17 protein-coding genes, 1 tRNA gene and 1 rRNA gene are annotated in these 18,208 nt (G+C 67.4%); 9 read left to right on the plus strand and 10 right to left on the minus strand.

All coding sequences use genetic code 11. The features are described 5' to 3' along the window. Positions 1–72 precede the first annotated feature (72 nt). Positions 73–1,182 (minus strand): polysaccharide deacetylase family protein, encoded by a 1,110-nt coding sequence (locus IZR01_RS38155; RefSeq protein ID WP_194926694.1) that lies wholly within the window; start codon positions 1,180–1,182, stop codon positions 73–75. A 122-nt stretch (positions 1,183–1,304) separates the two neighbouring features. Between IZR01_RS38155 and IZR01_RS38160 the strand changes: the two genes are divergently transcribed. Continuing rightward, the gene (locus IZR01_RS38160; RefSeq protein WP_194893702.1) at positions 1,305–2,690 is read left to right on the plus strand and encodes a threonine/serine exporter family protein; all 1,386 of its coding nucleotides are present in this window, start codon (positions 1,305–1,307) and stop codon (positions 2,688–2,690) included. A gap of 120 nt (positions 2,691–2,810) precedes the next feature. On the opposite strand, the gene IZR01_RS54515 is transcribed toward IZR01_RS38160, so the two are convergent. After that, positions 2,811–3,038, minus strand: coding sequence for a DUF5302 domain-containing protein (locus IZR01_RS54515; RefSeq protein WP_194893703.1), 228 nt, complete (start codon positions 3,036–3,038; stop codon positions 2,811–2,813). Positions 3,039–3,168: 130 nt separating this feature from the next. Here IZR01_RS54515 and IZR01_RS38170 point away from each other — a divergent pair. Beyond that, positions 3,169–3,241 (plus strand) — tRNA-Arg (locus IZR01_RS38170). Positions 3,242–3,387: 146 nt separating this feature from the next. Beyond that, positions 3,388–4,329 (plus strand): DUF1963 domain-containing protein, encoded by a 942-nt coding sequence (locus tag IZR01_RS38175; protein WP_194926695.1) that lies wholly within the window; start codon positions 3,388–3,390, stop codon positions 4,327–4,329. Positions 4,330–4,594: 265 nt separating this feature from the next. On the opposite strand, the gene IZR01_RS52670 is transcribed toward IZR01_RS38175, so the two are convergent. Further along, complete coding sequence (locus IZR01_RS52670; protein ID WP_267254955.1) at positions 4,595–4,717, minus strand: hypothetical protein; 123 nt, start codon at positions 4,715–4,717, stop codon at positions 4,595–4,597. Between the two features lie 144 nt (positions 4,718–4,861). Between IZR01_RS52670 and IZR01_RS38180 the strand changes: the two genes are divergently transcribed. Both IZR01_RS38180 and IZR01_RS38185 read left to right on the plus strand, forming a co-directional pair. Further along, positions 4,862–6,343 (plus strand): serine/threonine-protein kinase, encoded by a 1,482-nt coding sequence (locus IZR01_RS38180; protein ID WP_194926696.1) that lies wholly within the window; start codon positions 4,862–4,864, stop codon positions 6,341–6,343. Between the two features lie 403 nt (positions 6,344–6,746). After that, complete coding sequence (locus IZR01_RS38185; RefSeq protein WP_194926697.1) at positions 6,747–9,113, plus strand: serine/threonine-protein kinase; 2,367 nt, start codon at positions 6,747–6,749, stop codon at positions 9,111–9,113. A gap of 85 nt (positions 9,114–9,198) precedes the next feature. Here the strand turns inward: IZR01_RS38185 and IZR01_RS38190 are convergent, their stop codons facing one another. Then, entirely contained in the window at positions 9,199–9,720 is a 522-nt protein-coding gene (locus IZR01_RS38190; protein ID WP_194893707.1) for a hypothetical protein, read from the minus strand. Between the two features lie 236 nt (positions 9,721–9,956). Here IZR01_RS38190 and IZR01_RS38195 point away from each other — a divergent pair, with 236 nt between their 5' ends. Further along, positions 9,957–10,451, plus strand: coding sequence for a universal stress protein (locus IZR01_RS38195; protein WP_194926698.1), 495 nt, complete (start codon positions 9,957–9,959; stop codon positions 10,449–10,451). A gap of 175 nt (positions 10,452–10,626) precedes the next feature. Here the strand turns inward: IZR01_RS38195 and IZR01_RS38200 are convergent, their stop codons facing one another. Both IZR01_RS38200 and IZR01_RS38205 read right to left on the minus strand, forming a co-directional pair. Further along, positions 10,627–11,160: an RNA polymerase sigma factor gene (locus IZR01_RS38200; RefSeq protein WP_194893709.1), complete on the minus strand. Its 534-nt coding sequence runs from the start codon at positions 11,158–11,160 to the stop codon at positions 10,627–10,629. Between the two features lie 87 nt (positions 11,161–11,247). Continuing rightward, positions 11,248–11,913 (minus strand): rhomboid-like protein, encoded by a 666-nt coding sequence (locus IZR01_RS38205; RefSeq protein ID WP_194893710.1) that lies wholly within the window; start codon positions 11,911–11,913, stop codon positions 11,248–11,250. A 252-nt stretch (positions 11,914–12,165) separates the two neighbouring features. On the opposite strand from IZR01_RS38205, the gene IZR01_RS38210 reads away from it, so the two are divergent. Continuing rightward, positions 12,166–13,047, plus strand: a complete 882-nt coding sequence (locus IZR01_RS38210; protein ID WP_194926699.1) for a sigma-70 family RNA polymerase sigma factor — start codon at positions 12,166–12,168, stop codon at positions 13,045–13,047. A 103-nt stretch (positions 13,048–13,150) separates the two neighbouring features. Here IZR01_RS38210 and IZR01_RS38215 read toward each other — a convergent pair whose 3' ends face one another. The 4 genes from IZR01_RS38215 to IZR01_RS38230 all read right to left on the minus strand — a co-directional run bounded on the left by IZR01_RS38215 (position 13,151) and on the right by IZR01_RS38230 (position 16,925). Then, positions 13,151–15,394 (minus strand): MMPL family transporter, encoded by a 2,244-nt coding sequence (locus tag IZR01_RS38215; protein WP_194893712.1) that lies wholly within the window; start codon positions 15,392–15,394, stop codon positions 13,151–13,153. 168 nt (positions 15,395–15,562) lie between these two features. Next, positions 15,563–16,348, minus strand: coding sequence for a sensor domain-containing protein (locus IZR01_RS38220; protein WP_194926700.1), 786 nt, complete (start codon positions 16,346–16,348; stop codon positions 15,563–15,565). After that, positions 16,345–16,617: a hypothetical protein gene (locus tag IZR01_RS38225; protein WP_194893714.1), complete on the minus strand. Its 273-nt coding sequence runs from the start codon at positions 16,615–16,617 to the stop codon at positions 16,345–16,347. The genes IZR01_RS38220 and IZR01_RS38225 overlap by 4 nt, the downstream gene beginning before the upstream one ends. Beyond that, the gene (locus IZR01_RS38230) at positions 16,614–16,925 is read right to left on the minus strand and encodes an ArsR/SmtB family transcription factor (RefSeq protein WP_323746274.1); all 312 of its coding nucleotides are present in this window, start codon (positions 16,923–16,925) and stop codon (positions 16,614–16,616) included. Before IZR01_RS38230 ends, IZR01_RS38225 begins: the two co-directional genes overlap by 4 nt. A gap of 151 nt (positions 16,926–17,076) precedes the next feature. Between IZR01_RS38230 and IZR01_RS38235 the strand changes: the two genes are divergently transcribed. Together IZR01_RS38235 and IZR01_RS38240 are read left to right on the plus strand one after the other, a co-directional pair. Continuing rightward, positions 17,077–17,265, plus strand: a complete 189-nt coding sequence (locus tag IZR01_RS38235) for a hypothetical protein (protein ID WP_194893715.1) — start codon at positions 17,077–17,079, stop codon at positions 17,263–17,265. 841 nt (positions 17,266–18,106) lie between these two features. Next, positions 18,107–18,208: ribosomal RNA gene (locus tag IZR01_RS38240) — 16S ribosomal RNA — on the plus strand; the annotation flags it as partial.

Consider the following 18,208-nt stretch of genomic DNA (forward strand, 5'->3'; position numbering starts at 1 on the left):
TTCGTACGCATGCTGATATGCCAGGCGCGCCTGGCATGCATGGCATATCAGCGTAAAGGTCATTACATACAATTACAGATAGGAGATTCTCGTGCTCGTCTCGATGAGACGGCGGCGGGGACGCCCCTGACCGTTGCCTGTCGTCGCCGCCGGCGGCCGGTTGAAGTACGACTGCCCGTTCCGCAGCTCGACGCCCTTCATCAGGGTGCTGACCGTGACGAAGGTGTAGCCCTGCTGCTTGAGCCGCTGGATCACCGCCGGGACCGCGTCGACCGTGGTCTTGTGGATGTCGTGGGAGATGACGATCCGGCCCGGCTTGGCGTGGCTGACGATCTGGTCCGCGACCCGCGCCGGGTCCGGGTACTTCCAGTCCTCGGGATCGACGCGCCACATGATGAACGGGAAACCGGCGACCGCGCGGACGGTGTCGTTGACCGCGCCGTAGGGCGGCCGGACCAGCGTTGGACGCGGTATGCCGGCCGCCGCTATGGCGTCGGCGGCGCGGTTGATCTCGTCCTGGACCGCGGCGGCGGACAGCTTGGACAGGTCCTTGTGGTCCCAGGTGTGGTTGCCCACCTCGTTGCCCTCGGCGTACTCGCGGTGAACCAGGTCCGGGTACTTGACCGCCTGGTTGCCGAGCACGAAGAAGGTGGCCGGGGCATTTTGTGCCTTCAGCAGATCCAGCAGCCGGCCGGTGTCCGGGCCGGGGCCGTCGTCGAAGGTGAGGGCTATGCACTTGGCGACGGAGCAGTCGACATGGGAGTTAGTGCGCGGGACCGCCGGCGGCTGGTAGCCGGGCGCGGTCGGGGTGGTGACGTTCGACGGCGGCGCGCCGGGGGTGGTCGGCGAATTCGGGCTGCCTGGGGAGTCGGGGGAGCCGTTGGAAGAATTCGGCGGGGTGGTGCCGGTGCCGGTGTTCCCCGAGGATCCGGTTGATCCGGCCGAGCCGTTCGGGGAACCCTGGCCGTTCTGGCCGTTCGGACTGCTCGGACTATCAGGGCCGGTACTCGTCCGCGACGGGGACGGTCTCGTGCCCGACGTCGTCGCGGACGCGGACGCCGACCGCGTGCCGGAACTCCCACTGGCGCACGCGGTGGCCGCCACCCCGACCGCGCCGAGGACGGCGACGGCGGCGAGGGCCTGCTTGCGGGCGGGGAACCGGGACACACGCGGGCGAATCATCAGACAATCATTCACTGTGGGTCCGGCTGTTCCCAAACCGCACTGGTCAACGTGCCGGGGCGAATCAGGGCCTCACAACGCGTGATCAACCGGATACCGGTCGGTTCGATATCTTTTCGTCCGTGCAATCCCACGAGCACCGCACCCGGATCCGAGCCGGCGCGCCCGGCGTACCGGGACTGGAGGTGCGGACCGTCGAGCCGTCCTCGGCGGCGCGCGTCATCGATCTGGGCCTGCGGATCGGCGAACTGCTGCTGGCCAGCGGGGAGGGCAGCGAGGACGTCGAGGTCGCGATGGTCGGGATCACCGAGGCGTACGGGCTGTCGCGCTGCGAGACCAACGTCACCTTCACCGTGGTCACCCTCTCCTACCAGCCGAGCCTCACCGACACCCCGCTCTCGCTGGAGCGGGTGGTGCGGCGGCGGACCGTGGACTACACGAGCCTGGCCGACCTGCACCGGCTGGCCGTGGACATCAGCGCCGGCGGCGTGACGCTGGAGGAGGCGTACGGCCGGCTGGCCGCGATCCGCCGGAACAAGTACCCGTACCCGCCGTGGGTGATCGTCGCCAGCCTCGGCGCCATCGCCGCCACCGCGGCCCTGCTGGTCGGCGGTGGCTACCTGGCCAGCCTGGTGGCGTTCGTCTGCGCCATCCTCGGGGACTGGCTGTACCGGCAGCTGGCGAAGACCGGCCTGCCGTCCTTCTACCTGCTGGCGGTGGCCGCGGTCCCCGGCGCGATCGCGGCGATCGCCCTGGACCGGCTCGGCGTGCACATCAACAGCACGGCAGTCGTTGTCGGCGGCGTGTTCACGGTGCTGCCGGGCCGCGCCCTGGTAGCGGCCATCCAAGACGGCCTGACAGGCTTCTACATCACCGCCTCCGCCCGCCTGCTGGAAGTGGTGTTCCTGGTCGCCGCCCTGGTCAGCGGGATCACGCTGGTCCTCAAGGTGGGCCGCCAGATCGGCGCGGGCTTCATCGTGGACGAGCGCCTGGCCCCGGTCCGCGTCGAACCGCAGATCGCGTTGGTGGCGGCCGGACTGGGAGTGTCGTTCGCGGTGGCGGTGCACACACCGCGCCGCATACTGCCCTTCGCCGCCGTCGGCGCGGCGTTCACCTGGGCCGCGGCCACCTACCCGGCGCAGTGGGGCCTGTCCCCGGTGATCGCCACCGGACTGGCCGCGATGGCCGTCGGCCTGGTCGGCTCAATGGTGGCCCTGCGCAAACGCACATCCGCGCTGCCCTACGTGATCCCCGCGGTAGGACCCCTGCTCCCAGGCTCCGCGGTCTACTTCGCCATGCTCCAGATCACCAGCGGCGACAGCCACCGCGGCATCGCCTCCCTGGAGACCGCGATCTCCCTCGGCCTGGCCATCGGCGCCGGCGTCAGCCTCGGCGGCGAACTGGCGCACGTCCTGGGCCGCCTGACGGGCAGCAAGGAGCTGGTCTTGAACTTCCGCCGCAGCGCCGCCGCGGAACAAGAAGCGGGCCTACCGCCCCAACAAGGCTGAAGGACATGGCCGCAGTCCCTCGGCCATGTCCCTCAGCAGCTTGCGCGGTACCTCCAGCGGTACCTCTACCGGCGCCTCTATACGCGGGCCATACACCGCGCGTCCTACAGCGCCGGCGGATCACCCGCCACTCTTACGCCGGAACTGCCGCTTGGCACCGGCCCGCCCATGCGCGGAGTGAATCTTCGAATCCGAGCCCCCGGACCCGGCCGCTCGCGCGGCATTACCCCGCTTGGCCTCCAACGCCTCCAAAAAACGCCGCTTCTGCTCGTCGGCGTCCGAAGCACCCTCCGGCCCACCCCCCGGCTCGCCGGGCTCCGACTGCGATCCCGCCGCGGTGGCATCCATACCGGCCTCCTGATGTGCGATGTGACGAAAGAGCTGTCCCGGCCAGCCTCCCACGACCACCGCGCCCGGCACCACACGGATAACGCGCGTCCCGGGCACCGCCACACCGGGTAAGCTGTCTGCGCGACACGCCCTCGTAGCTCAGGGGATAGAGCACCCGCCTCCTAAGCGGGGGGCCGTTGGTTCGAATCCAACCGGGGGCACACACGTTGACCAGCAGGAGAGCTCGTCGTCGGGCTCCCCTTTGGATCTTATGCTCACCGTATTGCTCACGAGCTGGTGCTCCGCTAACCGCAGTGACCTGTTTGTCGTAGGCGACGCTGCGGCTCGCCCGTTTTAGACTCGGCCAATGGCGCTCACCGAAGACTGGCAACGACAGCTGCGAGAGACACTCGCGGAGGCGGACCTCGAGCACCTCGCCGACGTCTGTCTGAGGTTCGCGCAGCCGGCGTGGGCGATCATCCCGATCCCGGTGCCGCCAACGGGGGCTACGCGACTCGGCGGCTCGCCCGACCTCCCGCCCAGCGTCGAGTGGCCGACCGATCCCGACGGCGCGCGGGGCAATTTCTTCGGCCAGCTCGACCTCGCCTCCCTACCGAGCGAGGCGGGGTTCGGCCGAAGCGGGCTGCTCGGCCTGTTCACCACTCACCTCGAGAGCGCCGCAGAACCGGTCGTGGTCGACGCGGTGCTCACTCCTGCGGGCAGCCCGCTCGAACCGGTGGAAGCGTCGGAAGTCGACGACGACTACGCGGATCCCGACACCGGCTACCTGACGGCAGTGGGCGTGCGGTTCGACCAGATCATCTCACTGCCCCTCACCCAGAAGGATTTCATCGCCGCTGTTCGTGCCTGCACCGACAACGCCGACGACCTCTACACTCTCGTCGAACTCTTCGAGGAACGAACCGGGGGCTCGATCGGGCAGCTTGGCGGGTTCGGGAACCCGCACTCCGACGACGATTTCCGCCGCGTTCTGTACTTCCACCGCCACGGCCACCCGAACGCGCAGTGGTGCGACCATTTCCACTCCCGGGAGGAGTACCTGGCCTCTGTGACGCCCGCTCAACGGGCCGATCCGCGCAGGCACGGCGAAGAGTTCGACTGGATATTCGACACCGCGGACGCGATCGCCTCCGAAGCTGCGCGCTGGCGGCTCCTGCTGCGCATCGACTCCAACCACGCAATGCGATTGAACCTCATGGACTGGGATCCGATCTACTTCTACGCTCCGGCGGACGAGATCGAGTCCGGGCGGATCGAACACGTCGAAGCGATGGTGACGCAGGGCTGACCTCCCGCGCGGAACGACCTGCCGATGACGGTTTCGCCCCGCATACCGGGCCGAGTGAGCGCTCGGATACACCCTCATTCGCGAAGAACCAGTTTGGGGGCGTATCAGTGTCCGCAGAATCGGGGCTGTGCGCGGCGCCGCTGCGAGGCCCGGCGCACCGACCCACGCCTCGGATGTCGTCGTCCGCTGGCCGGCATCCACCGTTCCTGGGCAGATCAACGATGGTTTCAAGGGCCGTGGCTGATCCCGTGGCGGTAAAGGATGCTCAGAACGCGATCGTGAACCGGCCGTCGCCGAGTTTGCGCGGCCGGCCGCGATCGGCGAACTTGTTCATCTTCCCGCGCCGCGGCTCCAGCTCGCCCCGCGCCTGAAACGGCAGGCCCAGCATCGGGCGCCACGGGCTGGAACCGCCGCGAGATCAACGGGTGCCCTCTGTAAGAGGTGTGAACATCCAGGCGGTCACGTCACGGTGAGTCCGTCACGGGCCGAAGCCGCCCTACCTGTTGATCGATGTAATCAGTACCCTGTAGACGTGGTTGTACACAAAGAGATGGGCGGAAGCCAGCCTGTACAGCAGATCGGAAACGGGCGGTATCTCCTCGTCCGGGAGATCGCGGTGGGTGGCATGGGCAAGGTTTGGGAGGGTCGTGACAGCCAACTGGATCGGACAGTCGCGATCAAAGAGCTGTCGCTGGACTCGATCGCAGCCGTCGATCATGCGGAGTTCCTAGAACGAGCTGTTCAAGAAGGCCGCAACGCAGCAGCTCTTTCCGACCATCCCAACATCGTCACCATCTACGATGTCGTCGTCGAGGGTGGATCGCCCTGGACGGTCATGCAGTTCGTGCGTGGCCGGTCGCTGGGCGAGCTGTTGAAATCCGGACCGCCTCCGATAGAGGCTGTGGCCTCGATGGCCGGACAGATGCTGTCGGCAATTCGCCACGTGCACAACGCCGGCATCGTCCATCGCGATATCAAGCCCCACAACATCATGATCGACGAGAGCGACGGCAGGGCGCTGCTGACAGATTTCGGGATCTCTAAGAACAACCGCGACGTCAGCCTGACGCAGACCGGTTGCATCATAGGCTCCATGCCATATATGGCGCCAGAACGTCAGCTGGGAAAGCCCGGTAACACTGCTTCTGACCTGTTCAGCCTTGGTGTGACCTTGTTCGAATCGTTGGAGGGATATAAGCCCTTTGGCGGCGATTCTGAGACGGGGAACGGCGCCGGAATCCTCACCAGTCCGCTACCTCAGATGCGGCGTGGAGGACGCCTGATACCGCTAGTCCATGCGCTGACTGAGAAAGATCCGCGTAATCGGCCTACGGCAGAACAGGCCATAGGCATGCTTAATGGGGCGTCGGTCAACCTCAGCCCGATACCGTTGAACAACAGCCTGATCACCGCTGGATCGGCACCAATCGCCAGCGGGAGCGCGACCCCGAATTCGCAGGCATTCACCCCAGGCGATGGTCTTCGTCGGCCCGGCGCTGGTAGGCGGAACGAGAACAAGGGCCCGCTGATCGCTGGTTCCGTTGCCGCCGTCGTACTGGCCGGCATCGTAGGCGGCGCGTACATGTACAGTTCGCACACCTCGGCGGCCGGCCCCACCGGCGGCACCTCCACAACCGGCAGGCCGTCGACCGGCAGCAGCTCGGCATCCGACAACTCGACCACCGGCAGCACCACCGGCAGCACCACCGGCGGCGGGCTCGGCGGCACCGACCCGGGCTGCCAGGCCGCGATGTCGGACGTCGACAATGGTTCTCAGGCCCTGGTCGGCGCCACGAGTAACCCCTCGGACGCAATGAACGCCATCAAGGCCATCGGGTCCAAGATCGACACTGACTCGGCCAAGTCCACCAACCCGGCCACCGCCGCGGCGATCAAGAAGGTCGGCGACGACTACATCGCTTTGGGGAACTCGGTGGCCTCCGGCCCGCAGCCGGACACGAGCGCGATCGAGGCCGACGCCGCCGCGCTGACCAACGCCTGCACCGGCAGCTGAGGCCGCGCACAAGCGCGCGGGCCAGGTGCGGGCGCCGCTCGGTCCAGTCTGTCCACGGCCGCGCTGCCGGGTGCTTGGCCGAGACGGGGGCCTCGATCCCCACCACCTTGCTCACGAACGTGGGAAGTCGGTGGCGGAGTCTGGAGGCAGGGAAGCCCCATGCCGCACCTGCGATGCAGGTAGAAACTACAGGGCAAGCTGGGATCTCGCCTCCTAAGCGGGGGCCGTTGGTTCGAATCCAACCGGGGGCACTTCACGCCGGGCCCGGATCCGCAGTCTTCCGGACCTGGCGTTTTGCTGTGCGTCGAAATCCGTCGCCGACCGGATCCCGCACCCGGATCCGCGACGCCGGCTCGCAGCCCGCAGTCCTCGCCAGCGCTCAGCCAATAAGTATGCTCATCGCATGACGCGTCCTCTGCGTTCCACCGACCCGGCCAGTATCGGCGACTACGAACTGATCGGCCGGATCGGGGGCGGGGGCATGGGGGACGTGTTCCTCGGGCGGTCGCCGAGCGGGCGGTTGGCGGCTGTGAAGGTGGTGCGGGATCTGCTGGCCGATGATCCGCGGTTTCGGGCGCGGTTCGGGCGGGAGGTTGCTGCCGCGCGGTCTGTGAGCGGCGCGTATACGGCGGCTGTGCTGGACGCCGATCCCGACGCCGAGCGGCCGTGGTTGGCCACCGCCTATATCGACGGCCCGTCGTTGCTTGACCGGGTCGCTGAGCAGGGGCCGTTGAGCGTGCGGGAGTCCCGGGCCTTGGGTGCGGGGCTGGCTGAGGCGCTGCGGGACATCCACCGGGCCGGGCTCGTGCACCGGGACCTGAAGCCGGGCAACGTGTTGCTGGCCGAGGACGGGCCGCGGCTGATCGACTTCGGCATCATCCGGGTGGAGGACGGCGCGGGCCTCACCGAGACCGGGTACGTGTTCGGCAGCGCCGGGTTCATGGCTCCCGAGCAGGCGTCCGGGGGTGAGGCGACTGCTGCGGCGGACATCTATGCGTTGGGTGCTGTGCTGACCTTCGCAGTGACCGGACACGGACCGTTCGGCGACGGTCCCACGCCGGGAGTACTGCTCCGGCAGGCGTCCGGTGACCGGGACATCGCGGCCGTGCCCGAAGGGCTGCGCGATGTCGTCGCCCGCTGCCTGGACATCCTCCCCGGCGCGCGTCCTACTACGGATTCCCTGCTACAGCTCCTCGGCGGGAACGCTATAGAGGACGCCGTAGTAGAAGCCGTAGTAAAAAAGGACAGCACCAAGCAGCGCACCAAAGTACGCACTAAAGAGCGCACCAGGTCGCCGGAGCTGGACAGCCTGCTCCGGGCCTCCTCCGCCGGTGCCCAGAACACTGAGATCGCCAACACCCCGACGACCGTCATGCGGGCTGAGCCCGGCAAGGGCGGGAAGAACGCCAAGAACAGCAACCGCGCCAAGAACACGAACCGCGCCAAGAACACGAACCGCGCGACTAGCGCCAAGGCCTCGACGACCACCGAGAGACTCGGTAAGGCCGCGAAGCGCGCGCAACCAGAGCCGCAGCCCATACCGACCCGCCGCAAGTTCCTCTACCTCGGCGTGGCCGGGGCCGTGGTAGCCGCGTTCGGGTGGGGCGTGGCCGACATGCCGCACGGCGACACCAAGACGACCGGGGCCGAAAGCGACGACAGCGGCGACCAGCCCGGCATCCCCACCACGGCGTCCAGCGGCAACCTCGGCGGCCCGCTGAAGGGTCCGCTGTGGTCCCACACCAGCATCTATGCCGACTTCCTCGCTCTGTCCGGGAACACACTCCTGGTCCAGGGCACCACCCTGACGGCTTATGAAGGGGACACCGGCAACGAACGCTGGACGGCGCCCGACGGCTCCTTCGGCCAGAGCACTGACGGCATCCTCCCGGTCGTCGGGGACACCGCGTACGAGACCGCCTCCAACGGCGGCGTGGCCGCGGTCGAGGTGGAGAAAGGCGTCCAGTCCTGGAGCTCGCCTGTACCCGCCTCCTGGACCACCCGGGGCCTGATCGGCGCCTCCACGGAGATGGTTCTCGGATGGTCCTTCATCGACGTCAAACAGACCGACAGCAACGGCCTGTGGGGAGTCGACTCCTCGATGCACCTGGCGAGCTGGCAGACGCCGGTCGGGGCCATCGACGGCTCGCCCTATTACAGCGCCGACACCGGCCTCATCCTTCTGTCGCAGCCGAAGGACAACCAACTGACGGCCTATTACGCGAACTCCGGCAATCCGGCCTGGACCGTCAAGGACGGTTCCCAGTCCTCCTACACGGCGATTGCCACCGGCATCACTAGCCACGGTGCGACCATCTATTGGGGAACCAATCGTCTCTACGCCTTCGACAAGAGCGGGAAACCGGTATGGCCGGTCGGTGTCTCCAACGGGCAGGGCGGCAACTTCCACGCGGTCGTCGCCGACGATGACGCCGTCTACGCGGCGGCGACCGGCGGATCGCTTGAGGAAAGCAATGTGATCGGCGCCTACAAGGTCTCCGACGGCGCGCCCCTATGGCAGTCGGCCTGGCCGAAGAACGACTACCCCAACCCGGCGCTCGAGTGCCAACTGGCCTTGGGCGGCGGGAACCTCTACATCGCCGATCACAACACCGGCGCCTTGATCGCCTTGGACGCCAAGACCGGCAGGACCCTTTGGCAGTTCCAGGATCATGCCGCCAGCAAGGCCGACGCCTGGGTGGTCGTCGCCAACAACGCCTTCGTCTTCGTCGGCTATGGGACCACGGTGCACGGGTTCGAGGCCGGCTGATCCCTGAGGCTGATCTATGGGACTGATCCGTAGACAGCGATCTACTGATAGAGCCCCCGGCCGTTCGGGACCGGGGGCGAAAACGCTATAGCGGAACCGCGTTGTCCCAGCCTGTCAGGTCGTAGTTGAAGTAGGCGTTAGGGAAGAGGAGCTTCCCGTCGCTGAGACCGTTGAGTCCGCCGGAGCCGTCATAGGCCTTGAAGATCTGGATCGACCGGGTCAGACAGTTGTCCTCGAACAGGTTGTAGGTCCGCGCGAAGCCGGCCGTCACCGCCGACTCCGCGGCGTCCTGGTCGTCGGCCGCCGTGTTCGTGCAGCGGTAGCTTAGGTAGCCCCCGGAGTCGGTCGACGTCGCGAAGTCGTGCAGCATCTGCTGTTCCGGCCCGCGCTTCTGCCAGTTGTGGTCCTCCATCGTGGCCCCGTAGTCCCAGCTGCCGTCGGACCAGCGGAACGCCCAGCCGACGTGCCCGGCGGTCAGTGCGCCCTTCGGGGCGTCGAACATGCAGACCCGGCCGGCCGGGGCTCCCGCGTTTCCGGCGTCCGCCGTGGCGGCCGGGGCGAACGCGACGCCTGTGGTCACCGCGCTCGCGAGTGCGGCGAGGGTCACGGTTACCGTCCCTCTATAGCGAATCCTCATCCTGTCCTCCCGTATCGGGGGATCCGGTGATCCCATCGACATCAACGCGTTGAGTAGCGATGAGGATGCGGTGGGTCACGGCGTGGGATGGGTCACTCGGGGGCACCCGGCGCGTCATTCCGGCCGTGGGCAGTGGAATGATCTAAAGCGAGTCAGTGTTATGAACGCTTGACGTGACGACGAGGTCTCAACGAAGGAGAACCACCATGGCCGGCACCCTTCTCATCGCGTACGACGGTTCCGCGGACGCCAAGACCGCCCTGGACTACGCGGCCAAGACGTTCTCCGGCCGGGAGGCCGTCGTGCTGACGATCTGGGAGCCGCTGATGGCCCAGCTCGGCGTCGCCGAGGCGTTCGTCGGGGCCACCGTGACCGAGGAGGAAGAGGACGCCGTCGAGAAGGGCGCCCAGCAGGTCGCCGAGGACGGTGCGAAGCTCGCGAACGAGGCCGGCCTGAAGGCGACCGCCCGCTGGGAGTCCGAGGGCGCGCAGTCGGTCTGGCAGACCATCGAGCGGGTGGCCGAGGAGTCCGACTCCGACCTGATCGTGACCGGCTCCCGGGGCCTGACCGGGCTGCACTCGCTGCTCGTCGGCAGCGTCTCGGCGAAGGTCCTGCGGCACGCGCAGCGCCCGGTGCTGGTCGTCCCCTCCGCGCACCTGGCCAAGGCCCGCAGCGAGTCGCCTGAGGGCGCCGAGGCCTGATCCTTCGCCTCTCCTCGCGAACAAGCGGCCGGTCGCTTCCAGAGCTCTGCGACCGGCCGCTTATTTGTGCGCGAAGGCTGTTTGTGCGCGAACGCTATAGGGGTGAACGCGCTATAAGGGGTCCAAGGCGCGTGCGAACGCTATAGCGACGCGAGAACGCCATGGGCCGGTGACGCTATGCGTTGCCGGCCCTCAGCCGTGCGGTGACCGCGCGCATCCCACGGCTCGCGGTGGACTTCACCGTCCCGCGGGTGATGCCCAGTGTGCGCGCGATCTCCGCCTCCGTGAGGTCGGCCCAGAAGCGCAGCAGCAGAACTTCCCGCTGCCGGGTGGGGAGCGCCTTCACGGCCTCCATGACTTCGCGGTGTTCCAGCGGCAGCAGCGCCGTGATCTCGGCGGGCTCCACGTCCACGGTGTCCATGACGGCGTACTCGCGTTCGAGCTTGCGCCGCCGCTGTACCGAACGGGCGCGGTTCACCACGGCGGTACGGAGGTAGGAGGACGGGGCGGCGACGCTCTGCAACAGGTCGGGGCGGGACCAGAGTTTGACGAACACCTCCTGCACGGCGTCCTCGGCACTCGCGACGTCGCCGAGCAGCAGCACGGCGAGGCGGGTCAGCGGCAGCCGGTACCGGGCGTAGAGATCGGCGACATCAATGGTGCCGCTTTGGCGGTGGTATTCCGGGGCGGACAGAACCATCGTGGTCATATATTCAGCCTCGTCGCCGGACGACTCCGCTGGTAGACGCCGATCGTCTATTCCACCCCCTCCCATAGTGGGGTGTGCACGTAAGCCCTATTGCGGAGTGGCTGGCACGGTGACCGGATCCCCGGCTATCCCTACCGGGCTGCTGGCACGTCGCATCCGCAGCACTACAACGAGCCCTACAGAGAACGACAGCACATGCCCGATCGCCGTGTAGTCACCATGGCCGATACCCTCCAGCAAGCTCGGCGCGGCCCCGGCCAGACACAGGGCCCACACCAGTCGCAGCCATAACGGCCGCGCGGTGGCGATCGCGATCGTGAGCGCCGTCACCACCAGGTACGAGGGACCGGTGTCCCACATCCGCTCGTCGGACCAAGGCAGTGTGCCGTGGTGGATCCGCCACCAGACCAGGCCCTCGGTGAGCACGCTCACGCCGACGTGCACCCCGGCCGACACCAGCACGGTCTTGCGCGCGCCCAACACCGCGACCACGCTGAACAGCGACAGCGCGAAGAACGGCCACACCCCCGCGGACTCCTGCGGTATGAAGGCCGACGCCACGAACGCCGCCACCGGGTGCCCGCTCGGCCGGATGTTCGCCAGGTTCGTCGAGCACCAGTCCATCAGCCGCCGCAGCTGATCCGGGTTGATCGTGTCCTCGACCACAGCGGCGACCGTCAGCGCGACCACGTACCAGAACGCGGGATCGCGCGTCAGCCGAGGCAGCAGGACGCGGAGTCGGGCGGCGGACAACGAGACCCCTTTCTAAGAGCGGTACCCATCCTGCCAACACCACCGTCAACACCGCATAATCCTTCACTTCGTTCTTAGGGGAGCGCCCGGTCATCAGCCGACGTGCGCGGCCAGGTAGTCCTCCCAGGAACCGGGGCCGACCAGCGCTCCCTCAGGTCGCCCACGGCGATCACCTCCGGACCCCCATAGCGCGGATCACCCGTGCGTCGGGTTTCACTGGGGTAGACACTGCTACCGAGGGGTGTGTGACAGATGGCCGACGAGAATCTTCTCGCCGAGCGGTTCCAGGAGTATCGGCCCAGGTTGCGAGCGGTGGCCTACCGGATGCTGGGGTCCCTCAGCGAGTCCGACGACGCCCTGCAGGAGGCGTGGCTGCGGGCCAGCCGCGCCGAGACCGACGAGGTGCGCAACTTCGAGGCGTGGCTGACCACGATCGTCGGCCGGGTGTGCCTGACCATGCTGCGGTCGCGGCAGCAGCGCCGTGAGGACTCTCTGGAGGTCCACATCCCGGATCCCGTGGTGTGTGCCGAGGACGACACCAATCCGGAGACGGCCGCCCTGACCGCGGACTCGGTCGGGCTGGCGATGATGATCGTCCTGGAGACGCTCGCCCCCGCGGAGCGCTTCGCCTTCGTGCTGCACGACATGTTCGCGGTGCCGTTCGAGGACATCGCGGAGGACCTGGAGAAGTCGCCGGCCGCGGTCCGTCAGCTCGCCAGCCGGGCCCGGCGGCGGGTCGAGGGCCGGGCGCCGGGCCCGGATCCGGACCTCGCGGTGCAACGCACGGCCGTCGACGCGTTCTTCGCAGCCGCCAAGAACGGCGATTTCGAGGCGCTGGTCGCGGTCCTGCACCCGGATGTGGTGCTGCGCGCCGACGGCGGCGTGCTGCGGGCCGGCCAGTCCGTGGTGCTGTCCGGGGCCCGGACCGTGGCCTCGCAGGCGCAGCTGGCGCGGACCATGGCGCCGTACGTCCGGCGAGTCCTCATCAACGGTACGCCGGGCGCGTTCGTGGTCAAGGACGGCCGGCCGATCTCGCTGATGTCCTTCGACGTCGTGGCCGGCAAGGTGGTGTCGATCCAGGTGATCCTCGACCCCGAGCGGCTGGACGAGGTGGCCCGGCTGTTGGCGGCGTAGTCCGCGCGGACGCGCCGCGGCGCCGGAACCACCCCTGTGGGTTCCGGCGCCGCGGCTTCTCATTAGTGCTTGTCCATCTATCGCGTTCGTTCCAGGGACTTCGCTATGCGATCGGCACCTTGTGGCGGCCGTACGCCGGCGCGGCTGCCGGCTCCGGTACCGCCGGCTTCTCCATCGCCAGGCCCGGCATCCACTGGAGCGCACGCGGCAGCTCCCAGTTCCGGTCGCCCAGCAGGCTCATGATCGCCGGTACCAGCAGGCCGCGCACCAGCGTGGCGTCGATCGCCACCGCGACCGCCATGCCGATGCCGACCATCTTCATCGGCGCGAAGGGCATGAAGGCGAACAGCGAGAACACCGCCACCATGATCAGCGCCGCGCTGCTCACCACGCCCGAGGAGGAGCTGACGCCCCGGACCACGGCCTGCTTCGTCGACGCGCCGCGCAGTCGCAGCTCCCGGACCCGGCTGAGGATGAACACGTGGTAGTCCATGGACAGCCCGAACAGGATCACGAACATGAAGAGCGGGAGCCAGGAGATCACCGCGCCGTAGGACTGGAAGCCGAGCTGTTTCTCCAGATGCCCGTCCTGGAAGATCCACTTCACCACGCCGTAGGAGGCGCCGACCGACAGCAGGTTCACCGCGATCGCGGTCAGCGGGATCGCCAGGGAGCGGAACGCCGCCACCATCAGCACGAAGGCGAGCAGGAGGACGAAGCCGATGACGATCGGGGTCCGGCTGCTGAGTTGGCCGCCGAAGTCGGCCTGGCCGGCCGCCTGGCCGCCGACGTTGTACTCGATGCCGGAGACGTGGCCGAGGGTGGCCGGCAGCACCTGGGAGCGCAGGTTCTTGAGCGCCGCCGCCGAGGCGCTGTCCGCGCCGTCGCCGGCCAGCGGGACCGAGATCGCCTCATAGCTGCCGTCGGCACTCGTCTCGGTGGTCACCTGGGCGCCGTTGGGGAGCATCCGCTCCATCGCCGCGACCGCGCCGGTGAACTCAGGACCCTTCAGCACCCGCGGGTCACCGTGCACCATCAGCTGCGCCGGAGCGGGTCCGCCCGGGAACGCTGTCTGCATGCGCTCCAGCGTCTGGCTGATCGGCTTGCCATAGGTGAGGGCGACACCCCCCGAATCCTTGGCCTTCAGCCCCATGCCGGTTACCGCCAGGGCGAGCAGGGCGAGGAACGCGGGAGTGCCCCACAGCAGCGGGCGCTTCACCACGTTGCGGACCAGGAAGTTCCAGAACCGCGACTCCTTCGCCACGGTGCGGCGCTTGCCCACGAACGGCACCCGCCCCTTGTCGAGCTTGTCGCCGAGCCAGGACAACATCGCCGGGACCACCGTGACCGAGCCCAGCATCGCCATACCGACCACCAGGATGGTGCCGACGGACCAGCCGGAGAACGCGTCCATCTGGGTGAAGAACAGACCGCCGAGGCAGGCCATCACCGTCAGGCCGGAGACGACGATGGACCGGCCCGAGGTGCTCGCCGCGATCCGCAGTGCCTCGCGGGGCGACTTGCCCAGCGCGCGCTCCTCACGTTCGCGGCGGATGTAGAACAGCGAGTAGTCGACCCCGACGGCCATCCCGATGAGCAGCACCACCGAGGACGTGCTGTCGCTGATCGGCACCCAGTGGCCCGGGATGGACATCAGCGAGATCCCCGCGACCACCGCGGTCAGCGCCAAGAGCAGCGGGATCGAGGCGGCGACCAGCGCGCCGAACACGAGGAGCAGCAGGACCAGGGTGACCGGCACCGAGCTGACCTCGGCGCGCTGCAGGCCGGTGGAGATGATGTCGTTGACCGTCTTGTCGACCGACGCCGAGCCGGCCTCCTCCACCCGGAGCCCGGGATGCGCCGCCTGGATCTGCGCGACGGTCGCCAGCGGCTTGGCGACGGTCTTGTCGGCGTCGTCCTTGTTCCCGGCGACCACGAAGGTGACCAGCGCCGAGCGTCCATCCTTGGAGAGCAGTGCCTTGGTCTCTGTGGCATTGTCCAAAGGAGACCGGACCTGAGCCGCGGAGCCGGGAATCGCACGGAGCGCGGCGGCGACGTCCGAGACACCGCTGCGGAAGTCCGGGTCGGTCGCGAAGGACGCTCCCGACTTGCTCTGCACGAGCACGCTCTCCGTCTCCTGGGAGATCCCGGAGACGTCGAGAGCGCGCTCCGCCCGGCCGGCCTCACCGGGGTCATAAGCGGTCTTCTTCGTGCCGGAGGCCATTCCGCCGATCACCACCGCGGCGATGATCAGGACCAGCCAGCCGATGACCGTGGTCTTCCGGTGGCGGGCACTCCAGCCCGCTACCCGTTCCACCACAGGCGGGCGTGCTGTTAGCGTGGACATGAGAGATCCCCTCCATGGCTGAGCCATCGATGTGTGAGAGCTGACGTGACTTGGTGGTGTGGGGTCTTGCCTGGCCGGGCGGATGCTGCAACATCTGCCCGGCCCGCTTTGTATTGCGAGTGGTGCGCTAGTACCCGCGGTATGTGGGAACCGCTATAGCGGTGGTCCTCAGGTATGCGTCGCGGTGTTCAGCGGTCCGGGGGTCTCCAGGACTCGGCGCGCGGAGGCCAGCGGGTCACGCGGGGCGACCACATTGCGTACGGCGTCCGTGTGGAGGCGCGCGGTGGCCACGAGGACGTAGTTCCAGGCGAGCAACAGGACCAGGGCGGCGACTGCTGCAACAGTCGCGGACAGGTCGCTGCCGATCCAGAACCCGATGGAGTCCTTGCCGTGGGGGCCGTTCGGGAAGTAGCCGTATTCCAGGCCGTGCCAGTGCTGGCCGTTGAAGCCCCTGGGGATGTAGCGGTACCAGATCGGGACGGTGACGCCGGCCAGGAACGCCACCCAGACCACCCAGACCACCATGTCCAGGAGGAACAGGGGGAGGGCCAGCAGTGTGAAGTGCGCCAGACCGCGCTTGGTGATCCGGTCCCGCCAGATTGCCTTAAGCGTCGGGAAGAAGCCTTCTGCCGTCTCGACCGGCGGCAGTGCGGGAAGTCCCTCTGGAACCACCGCACGGGCCCGGCCACGTTCCAAGACGACGCAGCCGCGGATGAAGTAGCCGGTACCGATGAGCAGTGGCAGACCGGCCCAGATGATCACCAGCGCCGTGGACGTGATGGTGATGCTCGTGACGATGCAGAACAGCGCGAGCCCGACGACGATCGAGCTGAACAGGTACCAGGCCGACGCCCAGACCCCGCCTGAGAACAACATGCGGACCGGATTGCGGTGCATCCGTAGCCGCCGCCATATAGGAGTCCCGTATAGAGAGGCCATCTCCTCGGTGTTCACTCGACGCTCCTGAGCATCCGCTCGATCTCGTCGACCTTCATGCCCAGCGTCTGAAGCTCGGTGAGGAGCTGGTCCTGCTTCTGCACCGCCTCCTCCGCGAGCTTGCGGTACGCGGCGAACGCGACAGCGTCGGCGCGGTGCTTCTGCAACTGGAAGAACGACACGATGCTCACGGCGATGGCCGTGAAGATGATCCCGATGATCACAATCGCGATGATTCCACCGTTCGAACCGCCGCCGCCGCTGGCGAGCACGACTCCCGTAGTCATCCCTTTCCACCCTTCGTGTTCGCATCCGGCGCGGGCTCCGCGTCCCGGGCCACTGTCTCGGCGATCATTTCCGCGTCGAGCTTCAGCGCGAACGGCTTGAGCTCGAAGTACTTCATGGCCTTGCCGTCCTCGGACAGCTCCAGCTGGCCCTCGACCAGACCGGCCGTCTCAAGCCGCTCCAAGTGCATGTAGAGCAGTGGGCGCGACAGCCCCAGCCGCCGGGCGAGTTCGCTGACATGAAGCCGGTTCCCCTCCTGGGCCGAGCGGTACAACTCTGCGACGATGCGCAGCCGCTGGGCGTGGCCCACGGCGCCCAGCTTCGCGAGCAGTTCCTCGGTGTTCAGGGCCGCCTCCTCGTTCCGCTATCACCTGTAAGCTGAGACTGACAGGTGGCCATCCGGACTGTCAAGTGTCCGGACGGCAGCCCGTAGTCGCCGGCTCTGCCCTACACTGGTCGGCATGAGCGAGAACTCGGGCTGGGACGCGGACGAGCGCGTCGTGGACTGGGATGAGCTGTTCGGCGAAGTGCTGCCCGAGCAGACCATGGACGACCTCGGCGATCGAGACCCCGCCTCGACCTCCGCCGCCGGCGACACCGCCCGGCTGATGGAGTTGCTGGCGGACCGGCCGCCGCACTACGAGGACTGAACCGAACCGGCAGCCCTCAGATCAACCGGCTGCTCTTCGATCGACAGGGCTCCTCGGTAGGCACTGCCCCTAGATAGGTACGGCTCCTAGATGGACACTGCCCCGCCCGGGATCAGGGAGCTTGACACCGGCTCCGGCGCAGACTAAGTTTTCACGACGTTGCCCCTTCGGGACGCGCCGCGCGAGCGGGCGATCACCCGGGGTGATCTTCAGCGAGAGCCCAATTCGAACGTCCAGTCGTCGCCTGTCGGCCTTTTTTCCGGTCCGCTGGCGTCGGCCGCGTCGTGGTCTCTCGGTGTCGGGACATTGGATATCTGTTCCAAACGGCCGGCGAACGGCCGATTTGGAGCGGGAAACAAGTACCGATACAGTTCTGGAGCACCGCAGCGGAACGCGAGTTCCGAAGCGGAGCCGAAGGCCAGGTGGAAGCGCAAGACGCGGAAACGATCTGCTAAGATCGAGAATGCGGAAGGCGAGAGAAACCAGCCGGAAGTGAAATTGCAAGGAATTGCAAGAGTCGCGGCGGATCTGCTAAGATCTAAAGCGAAGCAAGACAAGAGAAAAACAAAGCAAGACCTGACAACGCCGGGTCGCAGCCGATCGGAACGAAGGTTCTGAGACGAGTGGTTCGGGCGTCTGTTACTTGAGAACTCAACAGTGTGCCGATTAAATTCGATGCCATGCGACCTCGGTCCTGCGCTCTTCACTGAGCGATGGTCCGAGCGTCATTTAACACATGGTTGGTAGACGCTCCCGACCCCCGTCGGGATGTCGGTCTACTTGCCAGGTGACTCTTCTGACACCTCATGCCGACCTTATTCCGGTCGGCTGGTGATATTCATCGATGGAGAGTTTGATCCTGGCTCAGGACGAACGCTGGCGGCGTGCTTAACACATGCAAGTCGAACGGTGAACCGCTTTCGGGCGGGAATCAGTGGCGAAC

Origin of the sequence: Catenulispora pinisilvae (assembly GCF_015356865.1) — a bacterium.
Taxonomy (GTDB): Bacteria; Actinomycetota; Actinomycetes; order Streptomycetales; family Catenulisporaceae; genus Catenulispora; species Catenulispora pinisilvae.